Here is a 26,577-nt window from a genome sequence, read left to right as displayed (position 1 = left end):
GCCCAGGTGTACCGCCCGGGCCGCCCGGCGGCGAGGCGTTTTCCCACCCGCGCGGGGTGACCCGGTCGGGAACCCGGCCAGGCGGTAACCTCATCGGCACCTCACGTCCCGTGACAAACGCGAACACCGACCTGTGAACCGAGGAGGGCCCGTGTCAGCAGGGCAGATCGCCGCGCTGATCGCCGCAGGAGCATTCGTGGTGCTGGTCGTCCTGCTGGCGATCCCGCTGATCAAGCTCGGCAAGACGCTGGACGCGGCCACCGAGGCGATCGAGCGCACCAACAGCAACACCGATCCGCTGCTGATCGGCGCGAACGAGACGATCACGCACGTGAACACCCAGCTCGAACGGGTCGACGGGATCACCGCGAACGCGCAGGCGGTCACCGGGAACGTCTCCGCGCTGGCGTCGGTGTTCACCGCGACCCTGGGCGGCCCGCTGGTGAAGACGGCGGCGCTGTCCTACGGGGTCAGCAAGGCGATCAAGGCGCGCCGGAAGAAGAGCGCGCTGAAGGCCGCGAGGAAGGCCGGCAAATGAGGCGGCTGTTCTGGCTCGGCGTCGGCGTGGTCGCCGGCGTCGCCCTGTCCCGCAAGGCCGCCGAAACGGCTCGTCAGGCCACTCCGGCCGGGTTAGCATCGAACCTGGGGGACGCCGTGCGCGAGCTGGCCGGCGCCGTGGGTTCGTTCGGCGCCGAGGTGCGCGCGGGCATGAACGAGCGGGAGCAGGAGTTGCACGACATGGTCGAGGAGCGGGCGGGCGTGACGGCGCCCCGCGCCGAGGGCCGGCACGCCCGGCGCCCGGTCCGGCGAGCTCGCCGGGCGGAGGGCTGATCCGGGCCTGCCCGGAACCCCTTCGCCGTCGCCGCCGACCTCGTTCTTCGTCACCAGCCACAAGGACTGACCCGTGGACACACACGAAATCACCGATCGTTTCCTGCGCCATTTCGAGAGCAAGGGCCACACGCGCGTGCCCAGCGCGCCGCTGATCCTCGACGACCCCAACCTGCTGTTCGTCAACGCCGGCATGGTGCAGTTCAAGCCGTACTTCCTCGGCGAGGCGCCGCCGCCGTACCCGCGCGCGACCTCCGTGCAGAAGTGCGTGCGCACGCCGGACATCGACGAGGTCGGCAAGACCACCCGGCACAACACGTTCTTCCAGATGGCCGGCAACTTCTCCTTCGGCGACTACTTCAAGGAAGGCGCCATCGAGTACGCCTGGGAGCTGATCACCAAGCCCCAGAGCGAAGGCGGCTACGGCCTCGACCCCGACCGCCTGTGGGCGACCGTCTACGAGGACGACGCCGAAGCGGCGGGGCTGTGGAAGAAGATCGCCGGGCTGCCCGGCGAGCGCATCCAGGCCCGCGACATGGTCGACAACTTCTGGTCGATGGGCATCCCCGGCCCGTGCGGCCCGTGCTCGGAGATCTACTACGACCGCGGCCCGGAGTACGGCCGCGAAGGCGGCCCGGTCGTCGACGAGGACCGCTACATCGAGATCTGGAACCTCGTGTTCATGCAGAACGTCCGGGGTGCGGGCAGCGGCAAGAAGGACTTCCCGATCCTCGGCGAGCTGCCCGCGAAGAACATCGACACCGGCATGGGCGTCGAGCGCGTCGCGACGATCCTGCAGGGTGTCGAGAACGTCTACGAGACCGACCTGGTACGCCCGGTGATCGGCCGCGCCGAGGAGTTCTCCGGCCGACGCTACGGCGCCGACCACGCCGACGACGTCCGCTTCCGCGTCATCGCCGACCACGCCCGCACCGGCGTCCTGCTGATCGGTGACGGCGTCACCCCGGGCAACGACGGCCGCGGCTACGTGCTGCGCCGCCTGCTGCGCCGCATCGTCCGCTCCACGCGGCTGCTGGGCGTGCACGAGCCGGTGCTGCAGGAGTTCGCGAAGGTCGTCCGCGACACGATGGGCCCGACCTACCCCGAGCTGGTGGACGGCTTCGACCGGATCAGCGAGGTCGTCCGGATCGAGGAGGAGGCCTTCCTCGCGACCCTGACCAGCGGTTCGCGCATCTTCGACCTCGCGGCCGAGGAGACCAAGCGCAGCGGCGGCGACGTGCTCGCCGGCGACAAGGCGTTCCAGCTGCACGACACCTACGGCTTCCCGATCGACCTCACCCTGGAGATGGCGGCCGAGCAGGGCCTGACCGTCGACGAAGCGGGCTTCCGCACGCTCATGGACGAGCAGCGCAAGCGCGCGAAGGCGGACGCGGCGGCCCGCAAGACCGGCCACGGCGACCTCTCGGAGTACCGGAAGGTCCTGGAGCAGCACGGCGAGACCGAGTTCCTCGGCTACACCGACCTGCAGGCCGAGGCGAAGGTCGTCGCGCTGCTCGAAGACGGGCAGCCGGTCCGCAGCGTCTCCGCGGGCAAGAAGGCGGAGCTGGTCCTCGACCGGACGCCGTTCTACGCCGAAAGCGGCGGCCAGGTCGCCGACACCGGCGTGCTGGTCGGCGACGGCGTCGAGCTCAAGGTCCTGGACGTGCAGAAGATCGTCCCCGGCCTGTTCGTGCACCGCGTCGAGGTCACCGAAGGCGAGGTCGGGCTCGACACGAAGGTCACCGGCTCGGTCGACGCGCACCGCCGGCTGTCCATCGAGCGCTCGCACTCCGCGACGCACCTGGTGCACGCGGCCGTCCGCGGCGCGTACGGCAAGCGCGCCGCGCAGGCCGGTTCGCTCAACTCGCCGGGTCGCATGCGCTTCGACTTCACCACGCCCGGTTCGGTGTCGTCCGACGTGCTGACCGAGGTCGAGCAGGAGGTCAACGACTACCTGCAGACCGACGTCGAGGTGCAGAGCTACGTCACGACCAAGGACAAGGCGCTCGAGCTCGGCGCGGTCGCGCTGTTCGGCGAGAAGTACGGCAACGACGTCCGCGTGGTCGACATGGGCGACTACTCGCGCGAGCTGTGCGGCGGCACGCACGTCGAGCGGATCGGCCAGCTCGGCCTGGTCAAGCTGGTCTCCGACGCCTCCATCGGCTCGGGCGTCCACCGCGTCGAGGCGCTCGTCGGCGGGGACGCGCTGAAGTACGTCCGCAAGGAGCAGCTGCTGGTCTCGCAGCTGGCCAACACGTTCAAGGTGCCGTCCGACCAGCTGCCCGGCCGCATCGAGGACGTCCTGACCCGGCTGAAGAACGCCGAAAAGGAGATCGCGCAGCTGAAGACCCAGCAGGTGCTGGGCTCGGCGGGCGCGCTGGCCGGCAAGGCCGAGGAGATCAACGGCTTCGCCGTGGTCGCCGAGGTCGTCCCGGACGTCGACGGCAACGGCCTGCGCGCGCTGGCGTCGGACATCCGCGGCCGGCTCGGCTCGCGGCCCGGCGTCGTGGCGCTGTTCTCGCCGTCCGGCGAGAAGCTCAGCTTCGTCGTCGCCACCACCGAAGCAGCCCGTGACAAGGGCGTTGCCGCGGGCAAGCTCGTGCCGTCCTTCGCCGAGAAGATCGGCGGACGCGGCGGCGGCAAGCCCGACATGGCCCAGGGCGGCGGCACGAACCCGGCCGGCGCGGCCGACGCCGTCACGGCCCTGCGCGCGGCGATTGCCGGCATTGGCTGACCGCGGAAACCGCGCCCCGGATCGTCCCGGCGTGGACGATCCGGGGCGCGGACGCCGGCTCGGTGTGGATGTCGGATCCGTCCGGGTCGGGGTGGCGCTGAGCGATCCGGCCCCCATGCTGGCGTCGCCATTGGTTACCCTCTCCCGCGATGCGACCGACGACAGTGATCTGGACCAGCTGGCCGCCCTCGTCACCGAGCACGAGGTGGTCGAGGTGATCGTGGGACTGCCGAGGACGCTCGCCAACCGGCAGGGTCCGGCGGCCGAGCTGGCCATCGCGTATTCTGAACGCCTGGCCGGGCGCATCGCGCCCGTGCCGGTCCGGCTGGGCGACGAGCGGCTGACCACGGTCACCGCATCCCGCATCCTCTCCCAGCGCGGGGTCAAGGGCCGCAAGCAGCGTGCGGTGGTCGACCAGGCCGCCGCCGTCGAGATCCTGCAGGCCTGGATCGACGCCGCCGCAGCGCACCGCGCCCGGGAGGGAGACCGATGAACGAGCAGCCACCTGAGCCCCAACGCGGGCGCAGGCGACTGCGGGAACCGGGAGCGGCCACCCCGCCGCCGTCCCGGCCCGCGCCACGCCGCGAGGACCCCCGCGCGAGCGGGTACCACGAGCAGCCGTCCCGCCACAGCGGTCCGCACGAGCTGCCCCAGCCGTCCCGCCGGGCGCCGGGCTACGACCCGCGCCGTGACGCACCGCCGACGGGCCGCCGTCGCCGGCTCGAGCCACCGGACACCCTGCCGCCGGCCGCAGACGAGTTCGACCCCCAGGCCCAGCAGGCCGCCCCGGCCCGCGCCGCGCGCGCCCGCCACGGCCTCGACGAAGGCGCCGACGGACCGCCCCCGCGCCGCCGCAGGCCCGCCCCGGTCCCCGAGGAACCCCCGGCCCCCCGCCGCCGGCCCGCCCCGAACCCGGACGAGACGGCAGGCCGCCGTCGCCGCCCGAGCCCCGAAGAGCTGGCCGAAGCCGAAGCCCGCCGCCACCAGGCGATGCTGGACCTGGAAGAGGCCGCTGAGGCGCAGGCCGCCCGGCTGCGGGGTGCGCCGGAGGAGCCGGTGGAGCCGCGGTCGCGCCGTCGTCGTGAGGTGCCGGAGGCTGCTGAGGCGCCGGTCGCTCGGCTCCGGGATGAGCCGGTGGAGCCGCCGTCGCGTCGCCGTCGTGAGGTGCCGGAGGCTGCTGAGGCGCCGGTCGCTCGGCTCCGGGATGAGCCGGTGGAGCCGGTGGAGCCGCGGTCGCGCCGTCGTCGTGAGGTGCCGGAGGCTGCTGAGGCGCCGGTCGCTCGGCTCCGGGATGAGCCGGTGGAGCCGCCGTCGCGCCGTCGTCGTGAGGTGCCGGAGGCGGTGGACCGGCGTCGCGCTCCCGCCGATCCGGTCGAGGCCACCGACTCGCCGCGCCGCCGCGCAGCCCTCGAGCCCGACGCCGACCCCCGCCGCGGCGCGCCGGATGACGCGCGCCGCCGTCGCCCGCCGCCCCCGCCCGCGCGCCAGGAGCCGCCCACCGACGTCCTGCCCGCGCTCGCGCCTCCGCCCCCGGCGGAACACGAGGAACCCCAGGACGACGGCTTCTTCGCCGACGAAGACCAGTACGCGGACTACGACGACTACGAGGACTACGACGAAGCCGCGTACGAAGACGAGTACGACGACTACGAGGAAGAGCCGAAGAAACCGAAGAAGCGCGGCAAGCGCGCCCTCGGCTGGGTCGCCGCGATCGCGGTGATCGCCCTGCTCGCGGGCGGCGCCTGGTACGGCTTCAACGCCTTCTTCGGCTACGACGATTACGAGGGCTCCGGCGACGGGGACGTGCTGTTCCAGGTCGACGACGGCGACTCGACGTCGGCGATCGGCGCGAAGCTCGCCACCGCCGGCATCGTCGCCAGCGGCAAGGCGTTCGTGAAGGCCGGCGAGGACAACCCGAAGCTGGCCCGCATCCAGCACGGCTTCTACGTGATGAAATCGCACATGTCCGGGGCCAGCGCGGTCGACCGCATCACCGCTCCGGCCGCGCGCGTCGGCCAGCTGGAGATCCGGCCGTACACGCAGTTCGACGACATCACCCAGCCCGACGGCAAGGTCACGCCCGGCGTGTTCAGCCTGATGGCGAAGGCGTCGTGCGCGCAGCTCAACGGCAAGAGCACCTGCGTCAGCGCCGACGACCTGCGCAAGGCCGTCGACGCCGCGGACCTCAAGACGCTCGGCGTGCCGGACTGGGCGATCGAGCCGGCGAACAAGGCCGACCGCAAGGACCGCAGGCTCGAAGGCCTCATCGCGCCGGGCCTCTACGACGTCCGGCCCGGCTCGACCGCGCCGGAGATCATCGGGCAGCTGGTGCGCAGCTCCACCGAGGCCATCCAGAACGCCGGCCTCAGCCCGCAGTCGACCGGTCCCGGGATGACGCCGTACCAGACGCTGATCATCGCGTCGATCATCGAACGCGAGGCGGTGAAGGCCGACTTCGGCAAGCTCTCGCGGGTGATCTACAACCGGCTGGCGATCAACATGCGGCTGCAGATGGACTCCACGGTCAACTACGTGCTCGACCGGCCGACGCTGGCGACCAACGACGCCGACCGGAACCGGGCGGGCGCGTACAACACCTACAAGAACACCGGGCTGCCCCCGACGCCCATCTCGGTCCCGAGCCCCGACGCCATCCAAGCCGCGGTGCACCCGGTGGCGGGGGACTGGGTGTACTTCGTCAAGTGCGAGAAGAACGGGCTGTCCTGCTTCGCCGTCAGCTTCGACGACCACCGGAAGAACGTCGACCTGGCCAAGGAACGCGGTGTCTTCTGAGCCACGCAAGGCCGCCGTGCTCGGCAAGCCGGTGGCGCACTCGCTGTCCCCGGTGCTGCACGGCGCCGCGTTCGCCGCGCTCGGCCTGACCGGCTGGACCTACGAGCGGATCGAAACGACCGCCGAGGAGCTGCCGCGGCTGGTCGACGGCCTCGGCCCCGAGTGGGCCGGGCTCTCGGTCACCATGCCGGGCAAGCGCGCGGCGCTGGACCACGCGGACGAGGTGACGCCGCGTGCGGCCGCGGTCGGCGCGGCCAACACCCTGGTCCGCACCGGGAAGGGCTGGCTCGCGGACTGCACCGACGTCGACGGCGTCACCGGGGCGTTGCGGGCCGCGGGCGGCTACGAGCCCGCGCCCGGAGACACCGCCGTCGTGCTCGGCGCGGGCGGGACCGCGGCGGCGGCGGTTGTCGGGCTCGCGGCGCTGGGCGTGCGGCAGGTGCGGCTCGTCGTGCGCGAACCCGCACGGGCCGGCGAAACCCTCGACGCGGCGAAGCGGGCTTCCCTCGACGTCGACGTGCTTCGCTGGTCCGAGACGGACTTCGCCGCACTGGGCTCCGCCACGGTGCTGGTGAACACCGTGCCGCCGGAAGCGGTCGCCCCGCACGCGGCGGCCCTCGCGGCGGTCGCGCACGTCCTCGACGTCATCTACCACCCGTGGCCGACGCCGCTCGCCGAAGCCGTCGCGGCGCGGGGCGGCCGGCTCGCGACCGGGCTGGACATGCTGCTGCACCAGGCGTTCGGGCAGGCCGAGCACTTCACCGGCCGTCCCGCCCCGCGGGCGGCGATGCGGGACGCGCTGCGCGCGGCGACCGGGAACCTGCTGCCGCTGCCGATCGGCTGAAAAGAACTGGACGGCACCGATATTCTGGTGGACTGCCTACGTGAAGGGGGTCTTCACCGCGATGTCCAGTCAAGAAGCCTTGAGCGACGAGGCGATCCAGCGGATTTGGGTCGGCGAAGCGCCGGAGCACAACTCGACCGTCACGCTCGCCGACTACGACCCGGAGTGGCCGAAGCTCTTCGAGCGTGAGGCCGCGCGGATCCGGAAGGCGCTGGGGGAGCAGGTGCTCCTGCTGGAGCACGTCGGGTCGACGTCGGTGCCCGGCCTGTGCGCCAAGCCGATCGTCGACATCCTGCTGGAGGTGCCGGACTCCGGCGACGAGGACGCCTACGTCCCGGCGCTGGAGGCGGCGGGCTACCGGCTCGTGATCCGCGAGCCGGACTGGGAGAAGCACCGCTGCTTCAAGGGCCCGGACACGAACATCAACCTGCACGTCCACTCGCCGGGCAACGGCCAGACCGAGCGGTACCTGCTCCTGCGCGACCGGATGCGGGCGCACCCGGAGGAACGGGACCTGTACGCGGCGAAGAAGCGTGAACTCGCCGCGAAAGTGTGGAAGTACGTCCAGAACTACGCCGACGCGAAGACGGAGGTGATCGACGAGATCCTCGGCCGGGCCCGCGCGGCGCAGTACGACGCGTTCAGCGAGGCCTACGCCGCGCACGCCGGGAAGAGCGTCACCAACGCGCTCTACGACCGGCCGGCGATCGTGGACCTGGCGGGCGACGTCACGGGCAAGCGCGTGCTCGACGTCGGCTGCGCGGCCGGGCACCTCGGCGCGCTGCTGGCCGGGCGCGGCGCGGACGTCCTGGGAATCGACGCCAGCGCGGGCATGGTCGCGATCGCGCGCCGCGAGTTCGGCGACGTCGCGCGGTTCGAGGTCGCCGACGTCACCCGGCCGCTCGAGCTCGAGGACGGCTCCATCGACGTGGTGACCGCGTCGCTCGTGCTGCACTACCTGAAGGACTGGGGTGCCACCCTGGCCGAGTTCCGCCGGGTCCTCAGGCCCGGCGGGGTGCTGGTGTTCTCGGTGCACCACCCCGGTGACGACTGGCGCTGGTTCGGCAAGGAGAACTACTTCGAGCTGGAGCTGCTGGAGGACGAGTTCCCGCTCGGCGACCTCCGGCAGCGGGTGCGGTTCTACCGGCGTCCGCTGAGCTGGACGTTCCAGGCGGTGCGCGACGCGGGCTTCGCCGTGGACCGCCTGGTGGAGCCGATGCCGGTCCCGGAGGCCGACGCGGCCGACCCGAAGTGGGCGGCGACGCTGCGGACGCAGCCGCGGTTCCTGTACTTCCGGGCGATCAGTCCCGCCTAGCGCGCAGGTGCGTCAGGGTGTCCCAGTACGGTGAAGGCATGCGCATCGCCATCCTCGACGACTACCAGGAAGTCGCGCTCACCTTCGCCGGCTGGGACTCCCTCGAAGCCGACATAACGGTCTTCACCGAGCCGCTGACCGACGTCGTCCAGCAGCTGCGGGGCTTCGACTGCGTCGTCGCGATGCGCGAGCGCACCCGCTTCCCCGCCGAGGTGCTCGACCGGCTGCCCGACCTCAAGCTGCTGGTCAGCACCGGCAAGCGCAACGCCGCCATCGACGTCGCGGCCGCGCGGCGCAACGGCGTCGTCGTGTCCGCCACCGGCTACATCGGCGAGCCGACCGCCGAGCACACCTGGGCGCTCATCCTCGCCGCGGCGCGGAACCTGCCGCAGGAGTTCCGGTCGATGCGCGAAGGCGGCTGGCAGACGACGGTCGGCACCATGCTGCACGGCAAGACGCTCGGTCTGCTCGGCCTCGGCAGGCTCGGTTCGGGCGCGGCGAAGATCGGGCAGGTCTTCGGCATGGAGACCATCGCGTGGAGCCAGAACCTGACCCCGGAGAAGGCGGAGCCGCACGGCGTCACCGCGGTGTCCAAAGAGGAGCTGTTCGCCCGCTCGGACGTGCTGTCGATCCACCTGGTGCTCAGCGACCGCACCCGCGGCCTCGTCGGCGCGGCCGAGCTCGCCGCGATGAAGCCGTCGGCGGTGCTGGTGAACACCTCGCGCGGCCCGATCGTCGACGAAGCCGCGCTGGTGGAAGCGTTGCGGCGCAAGCAGATCCGGGCGGCGGCGCTGGACGTCTACGACACCGAGCCGCTGCCCGCCGACCATCCACTGCGGACGATGGACAACGCGGTCCTGACCCCGCACATCGGGTTCGTCACGCGCGAGACGTACGAGATCTTCTACGGCGACGCGGTCGAGGACATCGCCGCGTTCCAGGCGGGGAAGCCGATCCGCGAGCTGACGGCGTGAGGCGTGCGGCCCGCCGGGGCCCGAGGTCCCCGCACCGGCCCGGCGGCGGGCCCGCACGACAACCAGGACACCACCGCGGGACCGCGCCGGGCAGGGTCTTTGGACCCGGTCCGCGGGGTCCGATCGGCTGAACCACCGGCGCCCGCGGGTCGTGAGTGAGAAACAGGCTTGGAACACTGTTTCTCACTCACGAGGACGTCAGGCGCTCAGTTCCGCCAGCACGGCGTCGGTGTAGCGCGGCCAGGCTTCGGCGGCCCACGGGCCGAAGACGCGGTCGGTGAGCGCGATGCAGGCCGCGCCCGCGTCCGGGTCCACCCAGAGGAACGTGCCGGACTGGCCGAAGTGCCCGAACGTCCGCGGCGAGCTGTGCGCGCCGGTCCAGTGCGGGCTCTTGTGGTCGCGGATCTCGAAGCCGAGGCCCCAGTCGTTCGGCTTCTGGTGGCCGAACCCGGGCAGCACTCCGGACAGGCCGGGGAACACGACGTTCGTCGCTTCGCTCAGGGTCGCCGGGTCCAGCAGCTTCGGCGCCTGCAGTTCGGCGGCGAACGCGGCCAGATCGACCACAGTGGACACTATGTCGGCCGCCGGCGAGCCTTCGAGCGTGGTGCTCGTCATGCCCAGCGGGGTGAACAGCGCCTCGGCCTGGTACTGCGCGAAGAGGATGCCGGAGTGCTCGGCCAGCGCGCCGGCCAGCTCCTCGAACCCGGCGTTGGAGTACAGCCGCCGCGTGCCGGGCGTGGCCATCGCCTTGTGCGCGTCGAAGGCGAGGCCGGAGGTGTGGGCGAGCAGGTGCCGCACGGTCGAGCCCTCGGGGCCGGCCGGCGTGTCGAGCTCGACGACGCCTTCCTCGACGGCGATCAGCGCCGAGTAGGCGGTGAGCAGCTTGCTGACCGAGGCCAGCCGGAACTTCCGCGCGGTGTCGCCGTGGCTGCCCGCGACGTTCCCGTCCGCCGTCACCACGGCCGTCGCGGCGTTGTCCACCGGCCACTCGTCGATCAGGCGCACGCTCTCCATGCGCCCAGCCTACGAAACGCCGCGAAGGCCCCCGCACCGGTGTCGGGGACCGGTGCGAGGGCCTTCGCGGACCGCTCAGGCGTCGAGGTCGGTGGCGACCAGCTGGGCGACCGCTTCCACGGCCTCCTCGGCGCCTTCGCCCTCGGCGCTGATGATGACCTCGTCGCCGTAGCCGGCGGCGAGCGTCATCAGGTTGAGCACGCTGCCGGCGGCCACCGGGCTGCCGCCGGCCTTGGCGATCCGCACCGCGACGGGCTGTGCCGCGGCCGCCTTCGCCACCAGCGCGGCCGGCCGGGCGTGCAGGCCCACCTTGCTGGCCACGGCGACGCGTTTCTCCGGCATGTTCGTCCTCTCACAGTGCTTGTCCCTCGGGGGGACGTTTCGTCGGTGGTGATGTTACTTCGCGGCGGTCGCCTCGAGGTCCGACTCGATCGAGTCGTCCTCGCGGCCCGGCGTGCGCAGGTTCCACTTGGTGATGGCGAACCGGAACACGACGTAGTAGATCACCGCGTAGACCAGGCCCATCACGATGAGGATCCACGTGTTGTGGGCCGCCTTCGCGCTCGTGTTGAGCGCGAAGTCGATCGCGCCCGCCGAGAACGAGAAGCTCAGGTGCACGTCGAGCAGGTTGGCGATCGCCAGCGACAGGCCGGTCATGATCGCGTGGAAGATGTACAGCGGCCACGCGACGAACATGAACGAGAACTCGATCGGCTCGGTGACACCGGTGAGGAATGAGGTCAGCGCCGCGGAGATCATCACACCGCCGACGATCTTCTTCTGCGCCGGGCGGGCGGTCTGCCAGATCGCCAGCGCGGCCGCGGGCAGCGCGAACATGAAGATCGGGAAGAAGCCCGTGGTGAAGGCACCGGCGTTCGGGTCGCCGTTGAAGAAGTTGGTGATGTCACCGCCCTTGAAGATGAACCACACCGGCACGTTGATCAGCTGGTGCAGGCCGATCGGGATCAGCAGGCGGTTGAGCAGGCCGTAGATGCCGCCACCGACGACCGGGGCGCCGGTGACCGCGTCGCCGACGTGCTCGATGCCGGTGTTGACGTACTTGAACAGCAGGCCGAAGATCACGCCGAGGATCAGCAGCACGAACGCGTTGAGGATCGGCACGAACCGGCGGCCGCCGAAGAACGCCAGGTAGGCGGGCAGCTTGATGCGGTGGTAGCGCTGCCACAGGACCGCGCTGACCAGGCCGACGACGACACCCGCGAGCACCGAGTACGGCCACTTGATCGGCGCCAGCTCGAACCCGCCGGTCGGCTTGTAGCCGGGCAGGTCCTTCAGCGGCGCGAACACCTGGATGACGCTGGTGAACACGAAGAAGCCGACGACGGCCGCGACACCGGTCGAGCCGTCACCCTTGCGCGCGAAGCCGACCGCGATGCCGACCGCGAACAGCAGCGGCAGCCAGTTGAACAGCGAACCGCCCGCGGCGCCGAGCACCGCGGCGACCTTGTCCCAGCCCAGCCCGTCCTTGCCGAGCAGGTCGTCCTGGCCGAGGCGGAGCAGCAGGCCGGCGGCCGGCAGCGCGGCGATCGGCAGCATCAGGCTGCGGCCGAAGCGCTGAAGGCCGGCGAGGCCGCCGCCGCCCTTCTTCGCCCCCTCCGCGGTGGTGGTGCTCATCTGGAACCTCCATAGTGGGGTGGTTGACCGGGTTCCGGGGTGTTCCGGTCCAACTGCATGGTCACCTGGTAGTGATCTCCCCGGTACCAGGACGTGATGTCTTCGATCGGGTCGCCGTTCGCGCTGGAGACCCGGCGGAACACGAGCAGGGGGCTGCCGGCGCGCATGCCGAGCAGCCGGGCCGTCTCGCGGTCCGCGCCTTCGGCCCAGACCGTCTGCCACGCCCGGTCGGGACGCACACCGTACGTCTCGGCCAGCTGCGCGTAGATGGACTGGGTCAGGTCGAGCTCGAGCAGGCCGGGAGCCCGGCCCGCGTGGTACCAGCCGCGTTCGACGGCCAGTGGCACGCCGTCGGCGTGGCGCAGCCGCACCAGGTGGTGCGCGGGAACGCCTTCGGCCAGGCCGAGCGCGTGCGCCGAAGTGGCGGGCGGGACCTCGGTGACGGCCGAGACGACCTCGGTCGTCGGGGTCAGCCCGCGCCGGCGCATGTCGTCGGTGAACGACATGAGGTAGAGCTGCAGCTCCATCCGGCGGGCCGCGGTGAACGTGCCCTTGCCGCGGACGCGGGCGAGCAGGCCCTCCTCGACCAGCTTGCCGATCGCCGATCTGACCGTGAGCCGCGACACCCCGTAGCGCTGGGCCAGCTCGCGTTCCGACGGGATCGGCGCGCCCGGCGGGAGCTCCCGTTCCACCGTGCGGCGGAGGATCTCCCGCAGCTGGGCGTGCTTGGGCGTGGGCCCGTTGACGACCCGGTCGGGTGGCGGGACGTGCGCGGCCGCGCTCATCGGCGTCACCCTCCTCGTTCTCGCGGTACCGGGGACCGGTGCTCGCGTCCGGCCCGGAACATTGGTACGTTCCGGTCTAGACCAATGAATCCGATGGGGCAGGATGCTCCGCCGTGCGGACGGGTGTCAACCACCGTTATCCGTTCGTGGCCCGCGGCGGGGTGCATGCCGACGAACGGCGTAGTACAGGTGGACACGCGGTTCGCGTCAGGTTGGGAACAAACAATGAGCAAGGAGACCGCGATGGCGGATGACAGGCCCGAAAAGATCCTCGCGGCACTCGGCGGCGCGGACAATCTCACCGAGGTCGAAGGCTGCATCACGCGGCTGCGCTGCGAGGTCGAGGACATGAGCCTCGTCGACGAGGCGGCGCTGAAGAAGGCCGGCGCGATGGGCGTGGTCAAGATGGGGTCGACGGCCCTGCAGGTGATCGTGGGGCCGGAGGCGGACACGATCGCCAGCGACATCGAGGACCTGCTGTGAGCCTGGAGATCCTCAGCCCGGTCGCCGGGCGCGTGGTGCCGATCACCGAGGTCCCCGACCCGGTGTTCGCGCAGGCCATGGTGGGTCCGGGCATCGCGGTGCAGCCCTCGGGCGGGCGCTCGGACGCGGTCGCGCCGGTGGACGGCACGGTCGCGACCCTGCACCCGCACGCCTACGTCGTCGCCACCGAGGACGGCAAGGCCGTGCTGGTCCACCTGGGCATCGACACGGTCAAGGAGAAGGGCGAGGGCTTCACGCTGCACGTCGTCAAGGGCGAGCAGGTGCGAGCCGGGCAGCCGGTCGTCAGCTGGGACCCGGAGGCGGTGGCGGCGAAGGGCTACTCCGCGATCGTCCCGGTCGTCGCGCTGGACGCCTCGGCGGACGTGCTGTCCGCTTTGGACACCGGACGCGACATCGCCGCCGGGGAGAAGCTGTTCGGCTGGGACGCCTGAGCCGCTCTGGCACGCGAAGGGCCCTTGCGGACGGCTCGCCCGCAAGGGCCCTTCGCGTGCGCCCGGCTCGTCAGCCGGTGACGACCTTCCCGTTCTCGACCTTGACCGGCACGCTCGGCAGCGGCTTGTTCGCCGGCCCCTGCTTGACCTCGCCGGTGAGCGCGTTGAACACCGAGCCGTGGCACGGGCACACCAGGTCGGCGCCCTTCGGCGTCACCGTGCAGCCCTGGTGGGTGCAGACCGCGCTGAACGCGGCGGCGGCCGACTCGGACGGCCGGGCCACGATCACGTCGGACCCGTCCGGGGCCTTGGCCGCCTTCGCCTGCCCGACCGGGACGTCGGCCAGCGCGACCAGCGGCGTCCCGGCGGCGATCGGCGCCTGCGCGGTGCCGGGCTTCGATCCGGAGTCCGATCCGCAGGCGGACAGGGCGACGGCGCCGACGGCGGCACCGGCGACGGCGGCACCCGTGGTCAGGACGGTGCGGCGGGAGTGCAGTTCGGCTGTCATGCCCTAGTGAACGAGACCGGTACCGTTTCGGTTCAATCCGCGGTGAACCCGATCGGGCCCCGCTCCGTGTATCTACCCGAGCGGGTGTGGAGTGGAGGAACGATCATGGTGGGTTGGGTTCTACGCATCGTCGTGGCGGCCGCGCTGCTCGGCTCGGCGGGCGTGCACTACTTCCTGTGGACAGAGGACTACCCGGGCATCGTCGGGTCGTTGTTCCTGCTCGACGCGATCGCCGGGCTGCTGCTGGCGATCGCCGTCCTGGCCTGGCGGCACTGGCTGCCCGCACTGGGCGCGGCCGGCTTCGGCGTGCTGACGCTGGGCGCGTACGTGCTCGCCGCGACCGTCGGGTTCGCCGGCAACCACGACCAGTTCAACAGCCAGCCGGAGTACTGGGGCGTGATCACCGAGGCGGTCTGCATCCTCGGCGGGCTGGCGCTGCTGTTCGTCAAGGACCGGCGCCGCGTCGCGGCCTGAGCCGGTGGGGGACGTCGCCGAAGACGAGCTGATGCGCGCGCTGCACGAGGAGCACGCGGGCGCGCTCTGGTCGTACGCGCTGCACCTGACCTCCGGCGACCGGATCCGCGCCGAGGACGTCGTGCAGGAGACGCTGCTGCGGGCCTGGCGTTCGACGCGGGTGCTGGACCAGTCGCGCGGCTCGGCGCGGGCGTGGCTGTTCACGGTGGCGCGGCGGATCGCGATCGACGGCTGGCGGTCGGCGTCGGCCCGGTCGGAGGTGGTGACCGACCGGCCGCCGGAGCAGGCGGTCGCCGACGGGACCGACCGCGCGGTGCAGGGCTGGCTGGTGGCCGAGGCGCTGGCCGAGCTGTCGGAGCGGCACCGCGAGGTGCTGGTGCTGTGTTACTTCCAGGGCTATTCCGTGGCGGACGCCGCACTGCGGCTGGGAGTGGCCGAAGGGACGGTCAAATCGCGCACGCACTACGCGTTGCGCGCTCTGCGCCTGGTGCTCGAAGAGAGGGGAGTGACCCAGTGAGCGAGGACCCGTTCGCGACGTTCGACGCCGCGTACGTGCTCGGGGCGCTGTCCCCGGAGGACCGGCAGCGGTTCGAAGGCCACCTGCGCACGTGCGACCGCTGCGCGGCCTCGGTGCGCGAGCTGGCGGGCCTGCCGGGGCTGCTGGCCAGGGTGGAGACCCCGGCGGTCGTCCCGGACGCGGGCCCGCCACCGCCGGACCTGCTGCCGGCGGTGCTGCGCCGCGTCCGGCGCGGCCGCCGGATCCGGCTGGCGGTGACGTCCGCGTCGGCCGCGCTGGCGGTGTCGGCGTGCGTGGCGCTGGCGGTGGTGGTTTCGGCGCCGGCGCCGGCGCCCGAACCACCGCCAGGGACGGCGATGACGGCGCTGGGCGAGTTCCCGCTCCGCGCGGACGCCCGCCTGGCGGCCTTCGACTGGGGCACGCAGGTGGACATGTCGTGCAGCTACACGGGCGAGCGCAGCAGCGGCGAGTACGTGCTGGTGGCGATCTCCCGGTCCGGCGCGGAGACGCAGCTGGCGACGTGGAAGGCGGTCCCGGACAACACGGCCCGCATCGTGATCGGCACGGCCCTGAAGCGGACGGACCTGGCGGTTCTGGAGGTACGCGGGGGAAGCGGGCGGCCGCTGCTGCGGTTGACCCTGTGAGGGGCGTTCCGGGCCGCAGGGGGCCCCGGAACGCCCCCCCCGCCGCCCGCAACGCCCTCTCCAAGCACGCGAGATGCCCGCCCCCATGCGCGCGCCGACTTTCCAGCCGCGATCACCGCGCAGGTACGCAGTCGGCCTCGCAGTTGCGCGCACGCTGTGCCGGTGCGCAGTCGGCCTCGCAGTTGCGCGGTCGCCCCGCAGTCGCGCGCTCGCCCCGCAGTTGCGCGCTCGCCCCGCAGTCGCACGCTCGCCCCGCAGGTGCGCAGTCGGCCTCGCAGGCACGCGCGGGCCCACCCCATCTCACGTGCCGATCCTCCGAGCACAGGAGCCACGTTGGCCGCCCGCCGTCCCGGCGCGTCCCGAAGCCGCCGGTCGCCCACAGGAGTGATTCCGGGCCGGAACCGTCGCGAACGGTCCATTCGCGACGCCCGCCGTTTGCCCGGCCGAACCGCGCCGCAGCACCCTGGACCCATGTCCCCGACGATCTTGGTCCTCACCGCCGCGGCGGCCGCCGGAGCCGTCACCACGCCACCCGCGGCGTGGGCTCTCGGCCACGCCGACGCCCCGATCCCGGCTCCGCGCGCCGCCGTCCTGGCCGCCGCCGGAGTCGCCGTCGTCACGGCCCGCTGGCTGGCCGGCGGCCTGCCCGGCTGGTGGCTGCCCGTGCCCGCCGCGCTCACCGTCGTCGCCGTCCCGCTCGCCCTCGCCGACCTGCGGCACCTGCGCCTGCCCGACGTGCTGACCCTGCCCGCCTACCCGCTCTTCGGCGCCGCGGTCGGGGCGGCCGCGCTGGGCGGCGGCGGCCCGTCGCTCGCCTTGCGCGCGGCCGCCGGCGCCCTGCTGTTCGGCGGCGCGCACGCCGTGGTCGCGCGGGCCGCTCCCGGCAACCTCGGCGCGGGTGACGTGAAGCTGTCCGGCAGCCTCGGCGCCGTCCTGGGCGCGGCCGGCTGGCCCGCTCTCGCGCTCGCGGCGGTCCTCGCGGCCGTGCTCAGCCTGGCCTTCGCGGCCGCCGCCCGCACCGGCCGCGTGCCCCACGGCCCGGCCCTGCTCGGCGCCACCTGGCTGTGCGCGCTCTTCCCGGGTGCGCTGTGACCGGAACACTCTTCGGGCCCCACCGGCCCCCGTGACAGGATTGAGCCCATGTTGCGCTGGATCACCGCAGGTGAATCGCACGGACCCGCGCTGGCCGCCGTGCTCGAAGGCATGCCCGCCGGCGTCGGCGTCACCACCGCCGACGTCACCGAGCAGCTCGCCCGGCGCCGCCTCGGCTTCGGCCGCAGCCCGCGGATGGGCTTCGAGACCGACCACATCGAGTTCCTCGGCGGCGTGCGTCACGGCCGCACCCAGGGCGGCCCGGTCGCGATCCAGATCGAGAACGCCGAGTGGCCCAAGTGGGAGCAGGTCATGGCGGCCGACCCGGTCGACCCGCAGGTGCTCGAGGGCCTCGCGCGCAACGAACCGCTCACCCGCCCGCGCCCGGGCCACGCCGACCTGCCCGGCATGCAGAAGTACGGCTTCGACGAGGCCCGTCCCGTCCTCGAGCGGGCCAGCGCCCGCGAGACGGCGTCGCGGACCGCGCTCGGCACCGTCGCCCGGAACTTCCTGAAGCAGCTGCTCGGTGTCGAAATCCTCAGCCACGTCGTCTCGATCGGCGGCGCGGACGCGCCCGAAGGCCCGCTGCCGCGGCCGGGCGACCTCGCCGCGATCGACGAGAGCCCGGTGCGCGCGTTCAGCCAGGAGGGCACCGACGCGATGGTCGCCGAGGTCGACGCCGTGCGGAAGGCGGGCGACACCGTCGGCGGCGTGATCGAGGTCCTCGCCTACGGCCTCCCGCCGGGCCTCGGCTCCCACGTCCACTGGGACCGCCGGCTCGACGCGCGGCTGGCCGGCGCGCTGATGGGCGTCCAGGCCATGAAGGGCGTCGAGGTCGGTGACGGCTTCACCACCGCACGCCGCTGGGGCAGCCAGGCGCACGACGAGATCGACCGCGGCTCCGGCCCGGTCGGCGTCACGCGCCGGTCCAACCGCGCCGGCGGCCTCGAAGGCGGCATCACCAACGGCGAGCCGCTGCGGGTGCGCGTCGCGATGAAGCCGATCTCGACCGTCCCCAAAGCACTGTCCACAGTGGACGTCAAGACCGGCGAGCCCGCGGTCGCCATCCACCAGCGCTCCGACGTCTGCGCGGTGCCGCGCGCCGGGGTCGTGCTGGAGTCGGTGGTGGCGCTCGTCCTCGCCGACGCCGCGCTGGAGAAGTTCGGCGGCGACTCGCTCGCCGAGAGCAAGCGCAACGCCGACGCGTACCTCAAGGCCCTCGAGGAGCGGTGGTGAGTCCGCGCGCGGTGATCGTCGGGCCGCCCGGTTCCGGCAAGAGCACGGTCGGCCCGCTGCTGGCGGAAGCGCTCGGCGTCCCGTTCCGGGACAGCGACGACGACATCGTCGCGCGCACCGGGCGCAGCATCTCCGACATCTTCGCCGAAGACGGCGAACCGGCTTTCCGCGCGCTGGAAGAAGAAGCGGTCGCGACGGCGCTGGCGGAGCACGAAGGCGTGCTGTCCCTCGGCGGCGGCGCGCCGCTCACGCCCGCGACCCGGGCCCGGCTGGCCGAGCACACCGTCGTGTTCCTCAACGTCGGCCTCGCCGCCGGCGTGCAGCGCACCGGATTGTCGGGTGCGCGTCCCCTGCTGGCCGGGGTGAACCCCCGCGCCACCTTCAAGAAACTGCTCGACGAGCGGGTGCCCGTCTACCGCGAGGTCGCCACCGTCGAGGTCGTCACCGACGACCGGACGCCGTCCGAGATCGTCGCGGACCTCGCCGCGCGGCTCGCCCCCGCCGAAGCCAAGGAGTGAGTCACCCCGTGTCCGATCCGGTGCGCATCCCCGTCGCCACCGCCCACCCGTACGACGTCGTGATCGGCCGCGGCCTGCTCGGCGATCTCACCGAGCACCTGGCCGGCGCCTCGAAAGTCGCGCTGATCCACCCGCCGACGCTGACCACGACGGCCGAAGCCATCCGCGACGAGCTGAACGCGGCGGGGCTGGACGCGCACCGCGTCGAGATCCCGGACGCCGAGGACGGGAAGGCCCTGACCGTCGCCAGCTTCTGCTGGGAGGTGCTCGGCCGGATCGGCCTGGACCGCCGCGGCGTCGTGGTCGGGCTCGGCGGCGGCGCCGTCACCGACCTGGCCGGGTTCGTCGCGGGCACGTGGATGCGCGGGGTCCGGCTGGTCAACGTGCCGACGACGCTGCTCGGCATGGTCGACGCCGCGGTCGGCGGCAAGACCGGCATCAACACCGAGGCGGGCAAGAACCTGGTCGGGGTGTTCCACGAGCCGAGCGCGGTGTTCGTCGACCTCGCGACGCTGGAGACGCTGCCGCCGAACGAGCTGGTCGCCGGCATGGCCGAGGTCGTCAAGACCGGTTTCATCGCCGATCCGCGGATCCTCGAGCTGATCGAAGCCGGCCCGGCCGCGGCGCTCGACGCGACCGGCGACGTGATCGCCGAGCTGGTCCGGCGCTCGATCCGGGTCAAGGCCGACGTGGTGGCCGCCGACCTGCGCGAATCCGACCTGCGGGAGATCCTCAACTACGGCCACACGCTCGGCCACGCCATCGAGCGCCGCGAGCGGTACCGGTGGCGCCACGGCGCCGCGGTCAGCGTCGGGCTGGTGTTCGCCGCCGAGCTGGCGCGCCTGGCCGGACGGCTCGACGACGCCACGGCCGAGCGGCACGCGTCCGTCCTGAAGCTGCTCGGCCTGCCGACGACGTACGACGCCGACGCGCTGCCGCAGCTGCTGGAGACCATGAAGGGCGACAAGAAGACCCGGTCCGGTGTGCTGCGGTTCGTCGTCCTCGACGGCCTGGGCAAGCCCGGCAGGCTCGAAGGCCCGGACCCGGCGCTGCTCGCGGCCGCGTACTCGGCGATCGCGGCGGACGACTCGAAGAGCAGCGGGAGCGTGCTGCTGTGAAGGCGTTCGTGTTCAACGGCCCCAACCTGGGCCGGCTCGGCAAGCGCGAGCCGTCGGTCTACGGCTCGACCACCCACGACGACCTCGCGGCGCTCTGCGTCAAGACGGGGGAAGAGCTGGGGATCGAGGTCGAGGTCCGGCAGACCGACCACGAAGGTGAAATGGTCGGCTGGCTGCACGAAGCCGCCGACGGCGGCAACCCGGTGGTGCTCAACGCCGGCGCGTGGACGCACTATTCGATCGCGGTGCGCGACGCCGCCGCGCAGCTGTCGGCGCCGCTGATCGAGCTGCACATCTCGAACGTGCACAAGCGGGAGACGTTCCGGCACCACAGCGTGCTGTCGGACATCGCGACGGCGGTGATCGCGGGCCTGGGTGTCGACGGCTATCCGCTGGCCCTGCGCTGGCTGGCGGCGCACCCGGGATGACGCTGCCGGCGCTGAGCACGCCGCGGCTGAAGCTGCGGCAGCTGACCGAGGCCGACCGCGAGGCTGTCGTGAAGGTGTTCTCCGACCCGTCGATGAGCCGCTTCTTCGCCGCGGACTTCTCGGACCCGGCGGCGGCGAGCGCGATGGTCGACCGGCGCCTGGCCTACCGCGGCCCGGCCGGCCAGGGCCACTGGGTGATCGAGCGCGACGGCGAGGTCGTCGGCGTCGCGCACCTGCGGCCGTCGGGGGAGCTGCCGGCTGGGGTGGCGGAGCTCGGCTACTACGTCGCGAGCGCGCACGCCGGGCAGGGCCTGGCGACCGAAGCCGCGCAGGCGGTGCTGGACCACGGGCTCCACGCGCTCGGGCTGCCGGCGGTCTGGGCGCTGGTGCACGAGCGGAACGCGGCGAGCCGCAGGGTCGCCGCGCGGCTGGGATTCCTGGACGTGGGCAGCGGCATCCACTACGGCGACCTGCACCGGGTGCTGGTCGCCCTGGCCCCGGCGCACGGGCGCGCGCACCACGTCGAGCTGTGGGTGCCGGACCTGGCGGCGGCGGAGCGGAGCTGGGGCTGGCTGCTCGGCGAGCTGGGCTGGCACGAGTTCCAACGCTGGCCGGCGGGTGTCAGCTGGCGCCGCGGCGGGACGTACGTCGTGGTGGAGCAGTCACCGGCGCTGACCGCGGCGGAGCACGAGCGCACCCGGCCGGGGCTGAACCACCTGGCGCTGCAGGTGGCGACGCGATCGCAGGTCGACGACCTGTCGAGCCGGGCAGCGGACCACGGCTGGCACCCGCTGTTCGCGGACCGCTACCCGCACGCGGGCGGCGAGCACCACTACGCCGCTTACCTCGAGAACGACGCCGGTTTCGAGGTCGAGCTGGTCGCGGCGGACGGAAGCGGCGCCGCGCAGGCGAACTAGCCGCGCCGGTGCACGCGCTGCGCGGGCACCGATGGCGGCACGATCGAGGGACCGCCGACCAGTGTGCCTGCCACTCGAACGGGGCCGGTCTCGCTACACTCCGGTGTCGTGCGCCCGTTTCGTCGTGGGGGTCGGCGACCCGCTCGTGCCTTGCTCGCCGCCGTCCTGGCCGGGCTGCTGCTCGCGGGCTGCACCGAGGGTTACGCCCAGCCGCAAGCGGCGGGGGACAAACCGGCCATCGCGGGTGGCAGGACCGCCGCTGCGCCGCGGCCGGTCGACGTTGCGCTTCGATCGGGTGACCCTCGGCAGAGTGGTGGTGTGATCGCCGCCGGTGGGGCCGATGCCGTCTACAACTACGGGCCGTCGGTGATGCTCGACCGGGGGCAGACCCGGATGTGGTGGTGCAGCCAGTACGGCGGCGCCGGACCCGCCGGTGACGACATCCTCTACGCGCAAGGCCAATCGATCGACGGGCCGTTCACCGGGCCGGACGGCGGGATCCCGGCCGCCGTCTTCTCCGGCGCGCCCGGGAACTTCGACGGCATGCACACCTGCGACCCGTCGGTGCTGCGCGTCGGCACGACGTACTACCTCTACTACACCGGCGCGGCCGGCGACCACGCGCTCGGCAACTCGATCGGGCTCGCGACCAGCACGGACGGGGTCCACTGGACCCGCGCGGCGGGCGGCAAGCCGATCCTCGGGCCGTCGCACGACGTGCACCGTGCCAACGTCTACGGCGCCGGCCAGCCCTCGGCCGTCTACCTCGACGGCTGGTTCTACCTGATGTTCACCGACACGACCGGCCGCGCCGCGGCGTGGAACGGGGCCGGGCAGTTCGTGCTGCGGTCGCGCGATCCGGCGTTCTCGGCCGGGGTGGAGGCGCTCGACGTCGGCGGGTTCGTGCCCGTCGCCTCGACGTCGGCGCCGCGCGGCCGGTCGGTGGTCGAAGGGTTCAGCGCAGACCTGATGTGGGTCGGCGCGCTGGACGCGTTCGTCGTCGCGCACGAGACCGACGCCGGCACCACGCTGACGTTCTGGACCGCCGACTTCACCGAGAACCCGTACCGGCCGGTCGTGATCCCGGGGCCGTGGCGGGAGGGCCCGGGGCTGGTGCGCCGCGCGGACGGGCACGCGCCGCTGTCGTCGGCCGACCCGTGCGGGCGGGTGCCGTTCGACGTCGTGCGCGCCACGGAGCTGGGCGGCGCCGGCGCACCGACCGGCCTGCGGCACTTCGGGCTGGACCTGCTGGACGGCCAGGCCTGCGCGAACCCGGCCCGGCTGGCGGCGACGTTCGACGGCGTCACGATGCCGTCGCCGGAACGGACGATGGACCTGGTCCGTGCGGGGCAGCGCATCCGGGTCGACCGGCGCGGGGTCGCGGCGGCACTGGCGGGTGAGCTGCTGGAGCAGGCCCCGCCCGAGGTGGCCCGGCTGCCACTGGCGACGCGGTTGCGCTCGGGCGCGGAGGCGGTGCAGGCCCCGGGCCGCGGGCAGGCCCTGCGGCTCGACGACGGCCGCCTGTGGCCGGTCCCGGACCTCGGCGTGGTGGCGGGCAACGACTCGCAGGCGAACGCGGTGACGGCGGCGCAGTGGGACGGCGCCCCGCGCGGCCCCTCGCTGGTGGGCTGAGGGAACGCGGCCGGACGGCATGCGCTACGCGCGCGGCTCCTCACCGCGCGGCCCGACCCGGCGCCGCGGCCGAGGCGAAGGCCCATCACCCGGCAGTCCGGCACCCGCCGACGCGCCACCCGACGACCCGGCACCAGACGGCCCCGCACCCGACGGCCGCACCCGTGGCCGAGGCGAAGGCCCATCACCCGGCAGTCCGGCACCCGCCGACCCGGCACCCGACGGCCGCACCCGTGGCCGAGGCGACACGGACGGCTGAACCCGCGGCCGGGGCGAAGGCGCCTCGCGCACTTCGTCCTCGCCGTCCTCCTCCGCGGCCTGCTGACCGCGGCCGATCCGGCCGCCGACGAACAGTCCCAGTCCCGCCGGGACCAGCACCAGCAGCGCCGAGAACGCCGCGCCGCCGGTCAGGGCTCCGCCCAGCTCCGAGACCCCCGTCTGGTCGACGAACACCGCGCGGCCGATCACGTACAGGATCCCCGACACCACGCCCGCCACCAGCGCCGCGACGAACCACGCGCGGCCGCGGTCCGGCCGGCCGCGCCACGCGTCCAGCGCGCTCCACAGCGCCGCCGCGCCCACCAGGACCGCCAACACGAGCGACACCGCCAGGGTCTGGTCCGTCGGGTGGTACACCGCGTACTTGGCCAGCAGCGTCAGCGCCACCCCGTGCAGCACCGCCATCCCGAGTCCGCGGATCACCCATGCGCTCATCCTGCGGAGTGTAGGCGCCGGGGAACTAGGCTGGAGCCCGTGCCTGAAACCCATGGACGACGCCGGGCGGCGCTGCGCGGGCTCCTGACCGAAGCCGGCGTGGACGCGCTGCTCGTCACCGATCTGCTCAACATCCGCTACCTCACCGGGTTCACCGGTTCCAACGCCGCCGTGCTCCTGCACGCCGGCGGGGACCGCGAGACGCTCTTCTGCACCGACGGGCGCTACACCACCCAGTCGGCCGCCGAGGTGCCCGATCTCGACAAGGTCGTCGACCGGGCCAGCGCCGCCGCGCTCGTCGCGAAGGCCGCGAAGGACCCCAAGACCTACGGCCGCGTCGGCTTCGAGAGCCAGCACGTCAGCGTCGAGGACTACGAGACCTTCAAGCGGGACGTCGACCTCGTCCGGACGCCGGGGCTGGTCGAGCGGCTGCGCGTGGTCAAGGACGAGGCCGAGGTCGAGGCGCTGCGCCAGGCGTGCGCCGCCGCCGACCGGGCGCTCGACGACCTGCTCGCCGCCGGTGGCCTGCGGCCCGGGCGGACCGAGCTGGAAGTCGCCCGTGACCTGGAGAACCGGATGCTCGAGCACGGCTCGGCCGAGCCCAGCTTCGCCTCCATCGTCGCCGCCGGCCCGCACTCGGCCATCCCGCACCACCGGCCCACGCACGCCGAGCTCAAGCGGGGTGACTTCGTCAAGCTGGACTTCGGCGCGACCGTCGACGGCTACCACTCCGACATGACGCGCACCTTCGTCATCGGCGAGCCCGCCGGCTGGCAGCGCGAGGTGTACGACCTCGTGCACGCCGCCCAGGCGGCGGGCACCCGCGCCGTCGCGCCCGGGGCCGAAGTGTCCGCAGTGGACGCCGCGGCGCGGACGGTGATCGCGGACGCCGGCCACGGCGAGCACTTCGCGCACGGGCTCGGGCACGGCGTCGGCCTGCAGATCCACGAGGCACCGAGCCTGGCCGCGACGGGCGCCGGTACACTGTCCGCCGGTATGGCGGTCACCGTCGAGCCCGGCGTGTACCTCGCGGGGCGCGGTGGCGTGCGCATCGAGGACACGCTCGTCGTGCGGGCCGGGGAGCCCGAGCTCCTCACCCTGAGCACCAAGAACCTCGTGGTCGTCTGACGGCGGCCCCGAACACCGAAGATCGACACAGGAGACTGCAAGCTCGTGGCCACGACCAACGACCTGAAGAACGGGCTCGTCCTCAACCTGGACGGCCAGCTGTGGACCGTCACCGCGTTCCAGCACGTCAAGCCGGGCAAGGGCGGTGCCTTCGTGCGCACGACGCTCAAGCACGTGCTCACCGGCAAGGTGGTCGACAAGACGTTCAACGCGGGCACGAAGGTCGACACGGCCACGGTGGACCGCCGGAACATGACCTACCTCTACAAGGAGGGCCAGGACTTCGTGTTCATGGACGGCGACACCTACGACCAGATCACGGTCCCGGCCGAGGTCGTCGGCGACAACGCCAACTACATGCTCGAGAACACCGAGGTCCAGGTCGCGGTGCACGAAAACGAGCCGCTGTACGTCGAGCTGCCGACGTCGGTCGAGCTGGTCATCCAGCACACCGACCCGGGCCTGCAGGGCGACCGCTCCACCGGCGGCACCAAGCCGGCGACGCTGGAGACGGGCGCGGAGATCCAGGTCCCGCTGTTCCTGTCCACCGGCGAGAAGATCAAGGTCGACACGCGCGACGGCCGTTACCTGGGCCGCGTCTCCAGCTGATGCCGACGTCGAAACCCCACCCGAACCGCGGCGGCGCGATCAGCCGCAGGCAGGCGCGCCGCCGGGCGGTGGAAATGCTGTACGAGGCCGCGCAGCGCGACACCGACGCGGTGACGCTGCTGGCCGACCGGGTCGGCGCGACGGACGTCGACCCGATCGCGGACTACACGATCAGCCTGGTCGAGGGCGTGACCGGCCGGAAGGCGCAGATCGACGAGCTGCTCGCCGAGCACGCGCAGGGCTGGACGCTGGAGCGGATGCCGAAGGTCGACCTCGCGGTGCTGCGGGTCGGGGTCTACGAGCTGCTGTGGGCCGAAGACGTGCCGGACCCGGTCGCGATCGACGAGGCCGTCGGCCTGGCGAAGGAACTGTCCACGGACGATTCGCCGCGGTTCGTCAACGGCGTGCTGGGCCGGATCGGCACGATCGCCGACCGCCTGCGCGCGGTGCTCTGAACGGAAGATCCACCCCGGGTGCTGCGAGGCCCCCCGACGAGTCAGTGAGCGTCTCCGGTGCCCCACCGGGGAACGCTCACCTCGTCGGTGCAGCACATCGGCCGATCAGTCTTCCTTGGAAGGACGCGCCTCCGGGGGCAGGACGCCCCAGTCGATGAGCTGCTCGGTCAGCTCGCCCGGGGTCATGTCGTAGATGATGGCCAGGGACCGCAGGTCCTCGGTCCGGATCGAGAGCACCTTGCCGTTGTAGTCGCCGCGCTGGCTCTGGATGGTCGCGGCGTAGCGGGCGAGGGGGCCCACCTTCTCGGCCGGCAGCTGCTGCAGGCGCTCCAGGTTGATCACGATCTTGGTGGCGGGCTCCGCGCCGGAGGGGACCCGGCCCTCGGGCAGCAGCTCGACCACCGGCACGCCGTAGAAGTCGGCCAGCTCGGCCAGCTTCTGGACGGTGACGGCACGGTCGCCACGCTCGTACGAGCCGACGACGACGGCCTTCCAGCGCCCACCGGACTTCTGCTCGACCCCGTGCAGGGACAGACCCTGCTGCTGGCGGATCCCGCGGAGCTTGGCCCCGAGCGCCTTGGCGTAATCGCCCATCTGGTCGTTCTCCGTTCTTCACCCCCGACCGGCCGTGGATGACCGGTCCAGGGGACTCGCTGAGTCGAATACTCAGAGTAATGGTTACGCATTGTTGTCACCAGGTCAAGCAGGAGCTTGCCGCGAATCACGC

Annotated in this window: 29 protein-coding genes and 1 pseudogene; 23 read left to right on the top strand and 7 right to left on the bottom strand. The window is 72.8% G+C overall.

Going from position 1 to position 26,577, the window contains the following annotated elements:
* Positions 1-151 precede the first annotated feature (151 nt).
* The 8 genes from BT341_RS35215 (at position 152) to BT341_RS35180 (ending at position 9,491) form a co-directional block, all read left to right on the top strand.
* Positions 152-538, top strand: a complete 387-nt coding sequence (locus BT341_RS35215; RefSeq protein WP_072480323.1) for a DUF948 domain-containing protein — start codon at positions 152-154, stop codon at positions 536-538.
* Positions 535-831: a hypothetical protein gene (locus BT341_RS35210; RefSeq protein WP_072480322.1), complete on the top strand. Its 297-nt coding sequence runs from the start codon at positions 535-537 to the stop codon at positions 829-831. The genes BT341_RS35215 and BT341_RS35210 overlap by 4 nt, the downstream gene beginning before the upstream one ends.
* 73 nt (positions 832-904) lie before the next feature.
* Complete coding sequence (gene alaS / locus BT341_RS35205) at positions 905-3,565, top strand: alanine--tRNA ligase (protein ID WP_072480321.1); 2,661 nt, start codon at positions 905-907, stop codon at positions 3,563-3,565.
* Positions 3,566-3,596: 31 nt separating this feature from the next.
* The gene (ruvX, locus tag BT341_RS35200) at positions 3,597-4,058 is read left to right on the top strand and encodes a Holliday junction resolvase RuvX (protein ID WP_072480320.1); all 462 of its coding nucleotides are present in this window, start codon (positions 3,597-3,599) and stop codon (positions 4,056-4,058) included.
* Positions 4,055-6,358 (top strand): endolytic transglycosylase MltG, encoded by a 2,304-nt coding sequence (gene mltG, locus BT341_RS47735; RefSeq protein WP_072480319.1) that lies wholly within the window; start codon positions 4,055-4,057, stop codon positions 6,356-6,358. The genes ruvX and mltG overlap by 4 nt, the downstream gene beginning before the upstream one ends.
* Positions 6,359-6,374: 16 nt before the next feature.
* Positions 6,375-7,202 (top strand): shikimate dehydrogenase, encoded by an 828-nt coding sequence (locus tag BT341_RS35190; protein WP_245805381.1) that lies wholly within the window; start codon positions 6,375-6,377, stop codon positions 7,200-7,202.
* A gap of 61 nt (positions 7,203-7,263) precedes the next feature.
* A complete protein-coding gene (locus BT341_RS35185) occupies positions 7,264-8,517 on the top strand; it encodes a GrpB family protein (RefSeq protein WP_072482358.1) in 1,254 nt (417 codons plus the stop codon).
* 38 nt (positions 8,518-8,555) lie between these two features.
* Positions 8,556-9,491: a D-2-hydroxyacid dehydrogenase family protein gene (locus BT341_RS35180; protein WP_072482357.1), complete on the top strand. Its 936-nt coding sequence runs from the start codon at positions 8,556-8,558 to the stop codon at positions 9,489-9,491.
* Positions 9,492-9,689: 198 nt separating this feature from the next.
* On the opposite strand, the gene BT341_RS35175 is transcribed toward BT341_RS35180, so the two are convergent.
* The 4 genes from BT341_RS35175 to BT341_RS35160 form a co-directional block, all read right to left on the bottom strand.
* On the bottom strand, positions 9,690-10,505 hold the full coding sequence (locus BT341_RS35175) for a serine hydrolase domain-containing protein (protein WP_072480317.1): 816 nt from the start codon (positions 10,503-10,505) through the stop codon (positions 9,690-9,692).
* Between the two features lie 75 nt (positions 10,506-10,580).
* Positions 10,581-10,847, bottom strand: coding sequence for an HPr family phosphocarrier protein (locus BT341_RS35170; protein WP_072480316.1), 267 nt, complete (start codon positions 10,845-10,847; stop codon positions 10,581-10,583).
* Between the two features lie 54 nt (positions 10,848-10,901).
* Entirely contained in the window at positions 10,902-12,140 is a 1,239-nt protein-coding gene (locus BT341_RS35165) for a PTS transporter subunit EIIC (protein WP_072480315.1), read from the bottom strand.
* Positions 12,137-12,925, bottom strand: coding sequence for a GntR family transcriptional regulator (locus BT341_RS35160; RefSeq protein ID WP_072480314.1), 789 nt, complete (start codon positions 12,923-12,925; stop codon positions 12,137-12,139). Before BT341_RS35160 ends, BT341_RS35165 begins: the two co-directional genes overlap by 4 nt.
* A 243-nt stretch (positions 12,926-13,168) precedes the next feature.
* Here BT341_RS35160 and BT341_RS35155 point away from each other — a divergent pair, with 243 nt between their 5' ends.
* Positions 13,169-13,408 carry a PTS sugar transporter subunit IIB gene (locus BT341_RS35155; protein ID WP_072482356.1) on the top strand — a complete coding sequence of 80 codons (240 nt, stop codon included), beginning with the start codon at positions 13,169-13,171 and terminating at the stop codon, positions 13,406-13,408.
* Entirely contained in the window at positions 13,405-13,860 is a 456-nt protein-coding gene (locus tag BT341_RS35150; protein WP_072480313.1) for a PTS sugar transporter subunit IIA, read from the top strand. Before BT341_RS35155 ends, BT341_RS35150 begins: the two co-directional genes overlap by 4 nt.
* Before the next feature lie 70 nt (positions 13,861-13,930).
* Here BT341_RS35150 and BT341_RS35145 read toward each other — a convergent pair whose 3' ends face one another.
* Entirely contained in the window at positions 13,931-14,368 is a 438-nt protein-coding gene (locus BT341_RS35145; RefSeq protein WP_072480312.1) for a QcrA and Rieske domain-containing protein, read from the bottom strand.
* A 105-nt stretch (positions 14,369-14,473) separates the two neighbouring features.
* Between BT341_RS35145 and BT341_RS35140 the strand changes: the two genes are divergently transcribed.
* From BT341_RS35140 to BT341_RS35095, 10 genes are all read left to right on the top strand, one after another.
* Positions 14,474-14,842, top strand: a complete 369-nt coding sequence (locus tag BT341_RS35140) for a hypothetical protein (protein WP_072480311.1) — start codon at positions 14,474-14,476, stop codon at positions 14,840-14,842.
* A gap of 4 nt (positions 14,843-14,846) precedes the next feature.
* Positions 14,847-15,359 carry a sigma-70 family RNA polymerase sigma factor gene (locus tag BT341_RS35135; protein ID WP_072480310.1) on the top strand — a complete coding sequence of 171 codons (513 nt, stop codon included), beginning with the start codon at positions 14,847-14,849 and terminating at the stop codon, positions 15,357-15,359.
* Complete coding sequence (locus BT341_RS35130; RefSeq protein WP_072480309.1) at positions 15,356-16,003, top strand: anti-sigma factor family protein; 648 nt, start codon at positions 15,356-15,358, stop codon at positions 16,001-16,003. Before BT341_RS35135 ends, BT341_RS35130 begins: the two co-directional genes overlap by 4 nt.
* A 471-nt stretch (positions 16,004-16,474) precedes the next feature.
* Entirely contained in the window at positions 16,475-17,095 is a 621-nt protein-coding gene (locus tag BT341_RS35125) for a prepilin peptidase (protein ID WP_084743114.1), read from the top strand.
* A gap of 48 nt (positions 17,096-17,143) precedes the next feature.
* On the top strand, positions 17,144-18,331 hold the full coding sequence (gene aroC, locus BT341_RS35120) for a chorismate synthase (protein ID WP_072480308.1): 1,188 nt from the start codon (positions 17,144-17,146) through the stop codon (positions 18,329-18,331).
* A complete protein-coding gene (locus BT341_RS35115) occupies positions 18,328-18,849 on the top strand; it encodes a shikimate kinase (protein WP_177328972.1) in 522 nt (173 codons plus the stop codon). Before aroC ends, BT341_RS35115 begins: the two co-directional genes overlap by 4 nt.
* A gap of 8 nt (positions 18,850-18,857) precedes the next feature.
* Positions 18,858-19,967: a 3-dehydroquinate synthase gene (gene aroB, locus BT341_RS35110; protein ID WP_072480306.1), complete on the top strand. Its 1,110-nt coding sequence runs from the start codon at positions 18,858-18,860 to the stop codon at positions 19,965-19,967.
* The gene (gene aroQ / locus BT341_RS35105; RefSeq protein ID WP_072480305.1) at positions 19,964-20,395 is read left to right on the top strand and encodes a type II 3-dehydroquinate dehydratase; all 432 of its coding nucleotides are present in this window, start codon (positions 19,964-19,966) and stop codon (positions 20,393-20,395) included. The genes aroB and aroQ overlap by 4 nt, the downstream gene beginning before the upstream one ends.
* A complete protein-coding gene (locus BT341_RS35100) occupies positions 20,392-21,312 on the top strand; it encodes a GNAT family N-acetyltransferase (RefSeq protein ID WP_072480304.1) in 921 nt (306 codons plus the stop codon). Before aroQ ends, BT341_RS35100 begins: the two co-directional genes overlap by 4 nt.
* Before the next feature lie 150 nt (positions 21,313-21,462).
* Complete coding sequence (locus BT341_RS35095; protein WP_072480303.1) at positions 21,463-22,944, top strand: glycoside hydrolase family protein; 1,482 nt, start codon at positions 21,463-21,465, stop codon at positions 22,942-22,944.
* A gap of 249 nt (positions 22,945-23,193) precedes the next feature.
* On the opposite strand, the pseudogene BT341_RS45725 reads toward BT341_RS35095, so the two are convergent.
* A pseudogene (locus tag BT341_RS45725) lies at positions 23,194-23,658 on the bottom strand (B-4DMT family transporter); the annotation flags it as partial.
* A gap of 39 nt (positions 23,659-23,697) precedes the next feature.
* Between BT341_RS45725 and BT341_RS35085 the strand changes: the two are divergent.
* The 3 genes from BT341_RS35085 to nusB are packed head-to-tail and all read left to right on the top strand — an operon-like array spanning position 23,698 to position 25,850.
* Complete coding sequence (locus BT341_RS35085) at positions 23,698-24,786, top strand: M24 family metallopeptidase (RefSeq protein WP_072480302.1); 1,089 nt, start codon at positions 23,698-23,700, stop codon at positions 24,784-24,786.
* Between the two features lie 45 nt (positions 24,787-24,831).
* Positions 24,832-25,395 carry an elongation factor P gene (gene efp / locus BT341_RS35080; protein WP_072480301.1) on the top strand — a complete coding sequence of 188 codons (564 nt, stop codon included), beginning with the start codon at positions 24,832-24,834 and terminating at the stop codon, positions 25,393-25,395.
* Entirely contained in the window at positions 25,395-25,850 is a 456-nt protein-coding gene (nusB, locus tag BT341_RS35075; RefSeq protein WP_072480300.1) for a transcription antitermination factor NusB, read from the top strand. The genes efp and nusB overlap by 1 nt, the downstream gene beginning before the upstream one ends.
* A gap of 105 nt (positions 25,851-25,955) precedes the next feature.
* Here nusB and bldD read toward each other — a convergent pair whose 3' ends face one another.
* The gene (gene bldD / locus BT341_RS35070) at positions 25,956-26,444 is read right to left on the bottom strand and encodes a transcriptional regulator BldD (protein WP_003096372.1); all 489 of its coding nucleotides are present in this window, start codon (positions 26,442-26,444) and stop codon (positions 25,956-25,958) included.
* Positions 26,445-26,577: the final 133 nt, after the last annotated feature.

The sequence above is a fragment of the Amycolatopsis australiensis genome, from assembly GCF_900119165.1.
GTDB lineage: Bacteria > Actinomycetota > Actinomycetes > Mycobacteriales > Pseudonocardiaceae > Amycolatopsis > Amycolatopsis australiensis.
Note: the sequence above shows the minus strand (reverse complement) of the source record. Positions and strands in the feature narration are given on the sequence as shown.

Coding starts and splice junctions, on each gene's coding strand:
- BT341_RS35170 (WP_072480316.1), bottom strand. CDS start 10,847: ATGCCGGAGAAACGCGTCGCCGTGGCCAGCAAGGTGGGCCTGCACGCC.
- mltG (WP_072480319.1), top strand. CDS start 4,055: ATGAACGAGCAGCCACCTGAGCCCCAACGCGGGCGCAGGCGACTGCGG.
- BT341_RS35155 (WP_072482356.1), top strand. CDS start 13,169: ATGGCGGATGACAGGCCCGAAAAGATCCTCGCGGCACTCGGCGGCGCG.
- BT341_RS35145 (WP_072480312.1), bottom strand. CDS start 14,368: ATGACAGCCGAACTGCACTCCCGCCGCACCGTCCTGACCACGGGTGCC.
- BT341_RS35100 (WP_072480304.1), top strand. CDS start 20,392: ATGACGCTGCCGGCGCTGAGCACGCCGCGGCTGAAGCTGCGGCAGCTG.
- aroC (WP_072480308.1), top strand. CDS start 17,144: ATGTTGCGCTGGATCACCGCAGGTGAATCGCACGGACCCGCGCTGGCC.
- BT341_RS35180 (WP_072482357.1), top strand. CDS start 8,556: ATGCGCATCGCCATCCTCGACGACTACCAGGAAGTCGCGCTCACCTTC.
- BT341_RS35160 (WP_072480314.1), bottom strand. CDS start 12,925: ATGAGCGCGGCCGCGCACGTCCCGCCACCCGACCGGGTCGTCAACGGG.
- bldD (WP_003096372.1), bottom strand. CDS start 26,444: ATGGGCGATTACGCCAAGGCGCTCGGGGCCAAGCTCCGCGGGATCCGC.
- BT341_RS35210 (WP_072480322.1), top strand. CDS start 535: ATGAGGCGGCTGTTCTGGCTCGGCGTCGGCGTGGTCGCCGGCGTCGCC.
- BT341_RS35125 (WP_084743114.1), top strand. CDS start 16,475: ATGTCCCCGACGATCTTGGTCCTCACCGCCGCGGCGGCCGCCGGAGCC.
- BT341_RS35165 (WP_072480315.1), bottom strand. CDS start 12,140: ATGAGCACCACCACCGCGGAGGGGGCGAAGAAGGGCGGCGGCGGCCTC.
- BT341_RS35175 (WP_072480317.1), bottom strand. CDS start 10,505: ATGGAGAGCGTGCGCCTGATCGACGAGTGGCCGGTGGACAACGCCGCG.
- nusB (WP_072480300.1), top strand. CDS start 25,395: ATGCCGACGTCGAAACCCCACCCGAACCGCGGCGGCGCGATCAGCCGC.
- BT341_RS35140 (WP_072480311.1), top strand. CDS start 14,474: ATGGTGGGTTGGGTTCTACGCATCGTCGTGGCGGCCGCGCTGCTCGGC.
- BT341_RS35185 (WP_072482358.1), top strand. CDS start 7,264: ATGTCCAGTCAAGAAGCCTTGAGCGACGAGGCGATCCAGCGGATTTGG.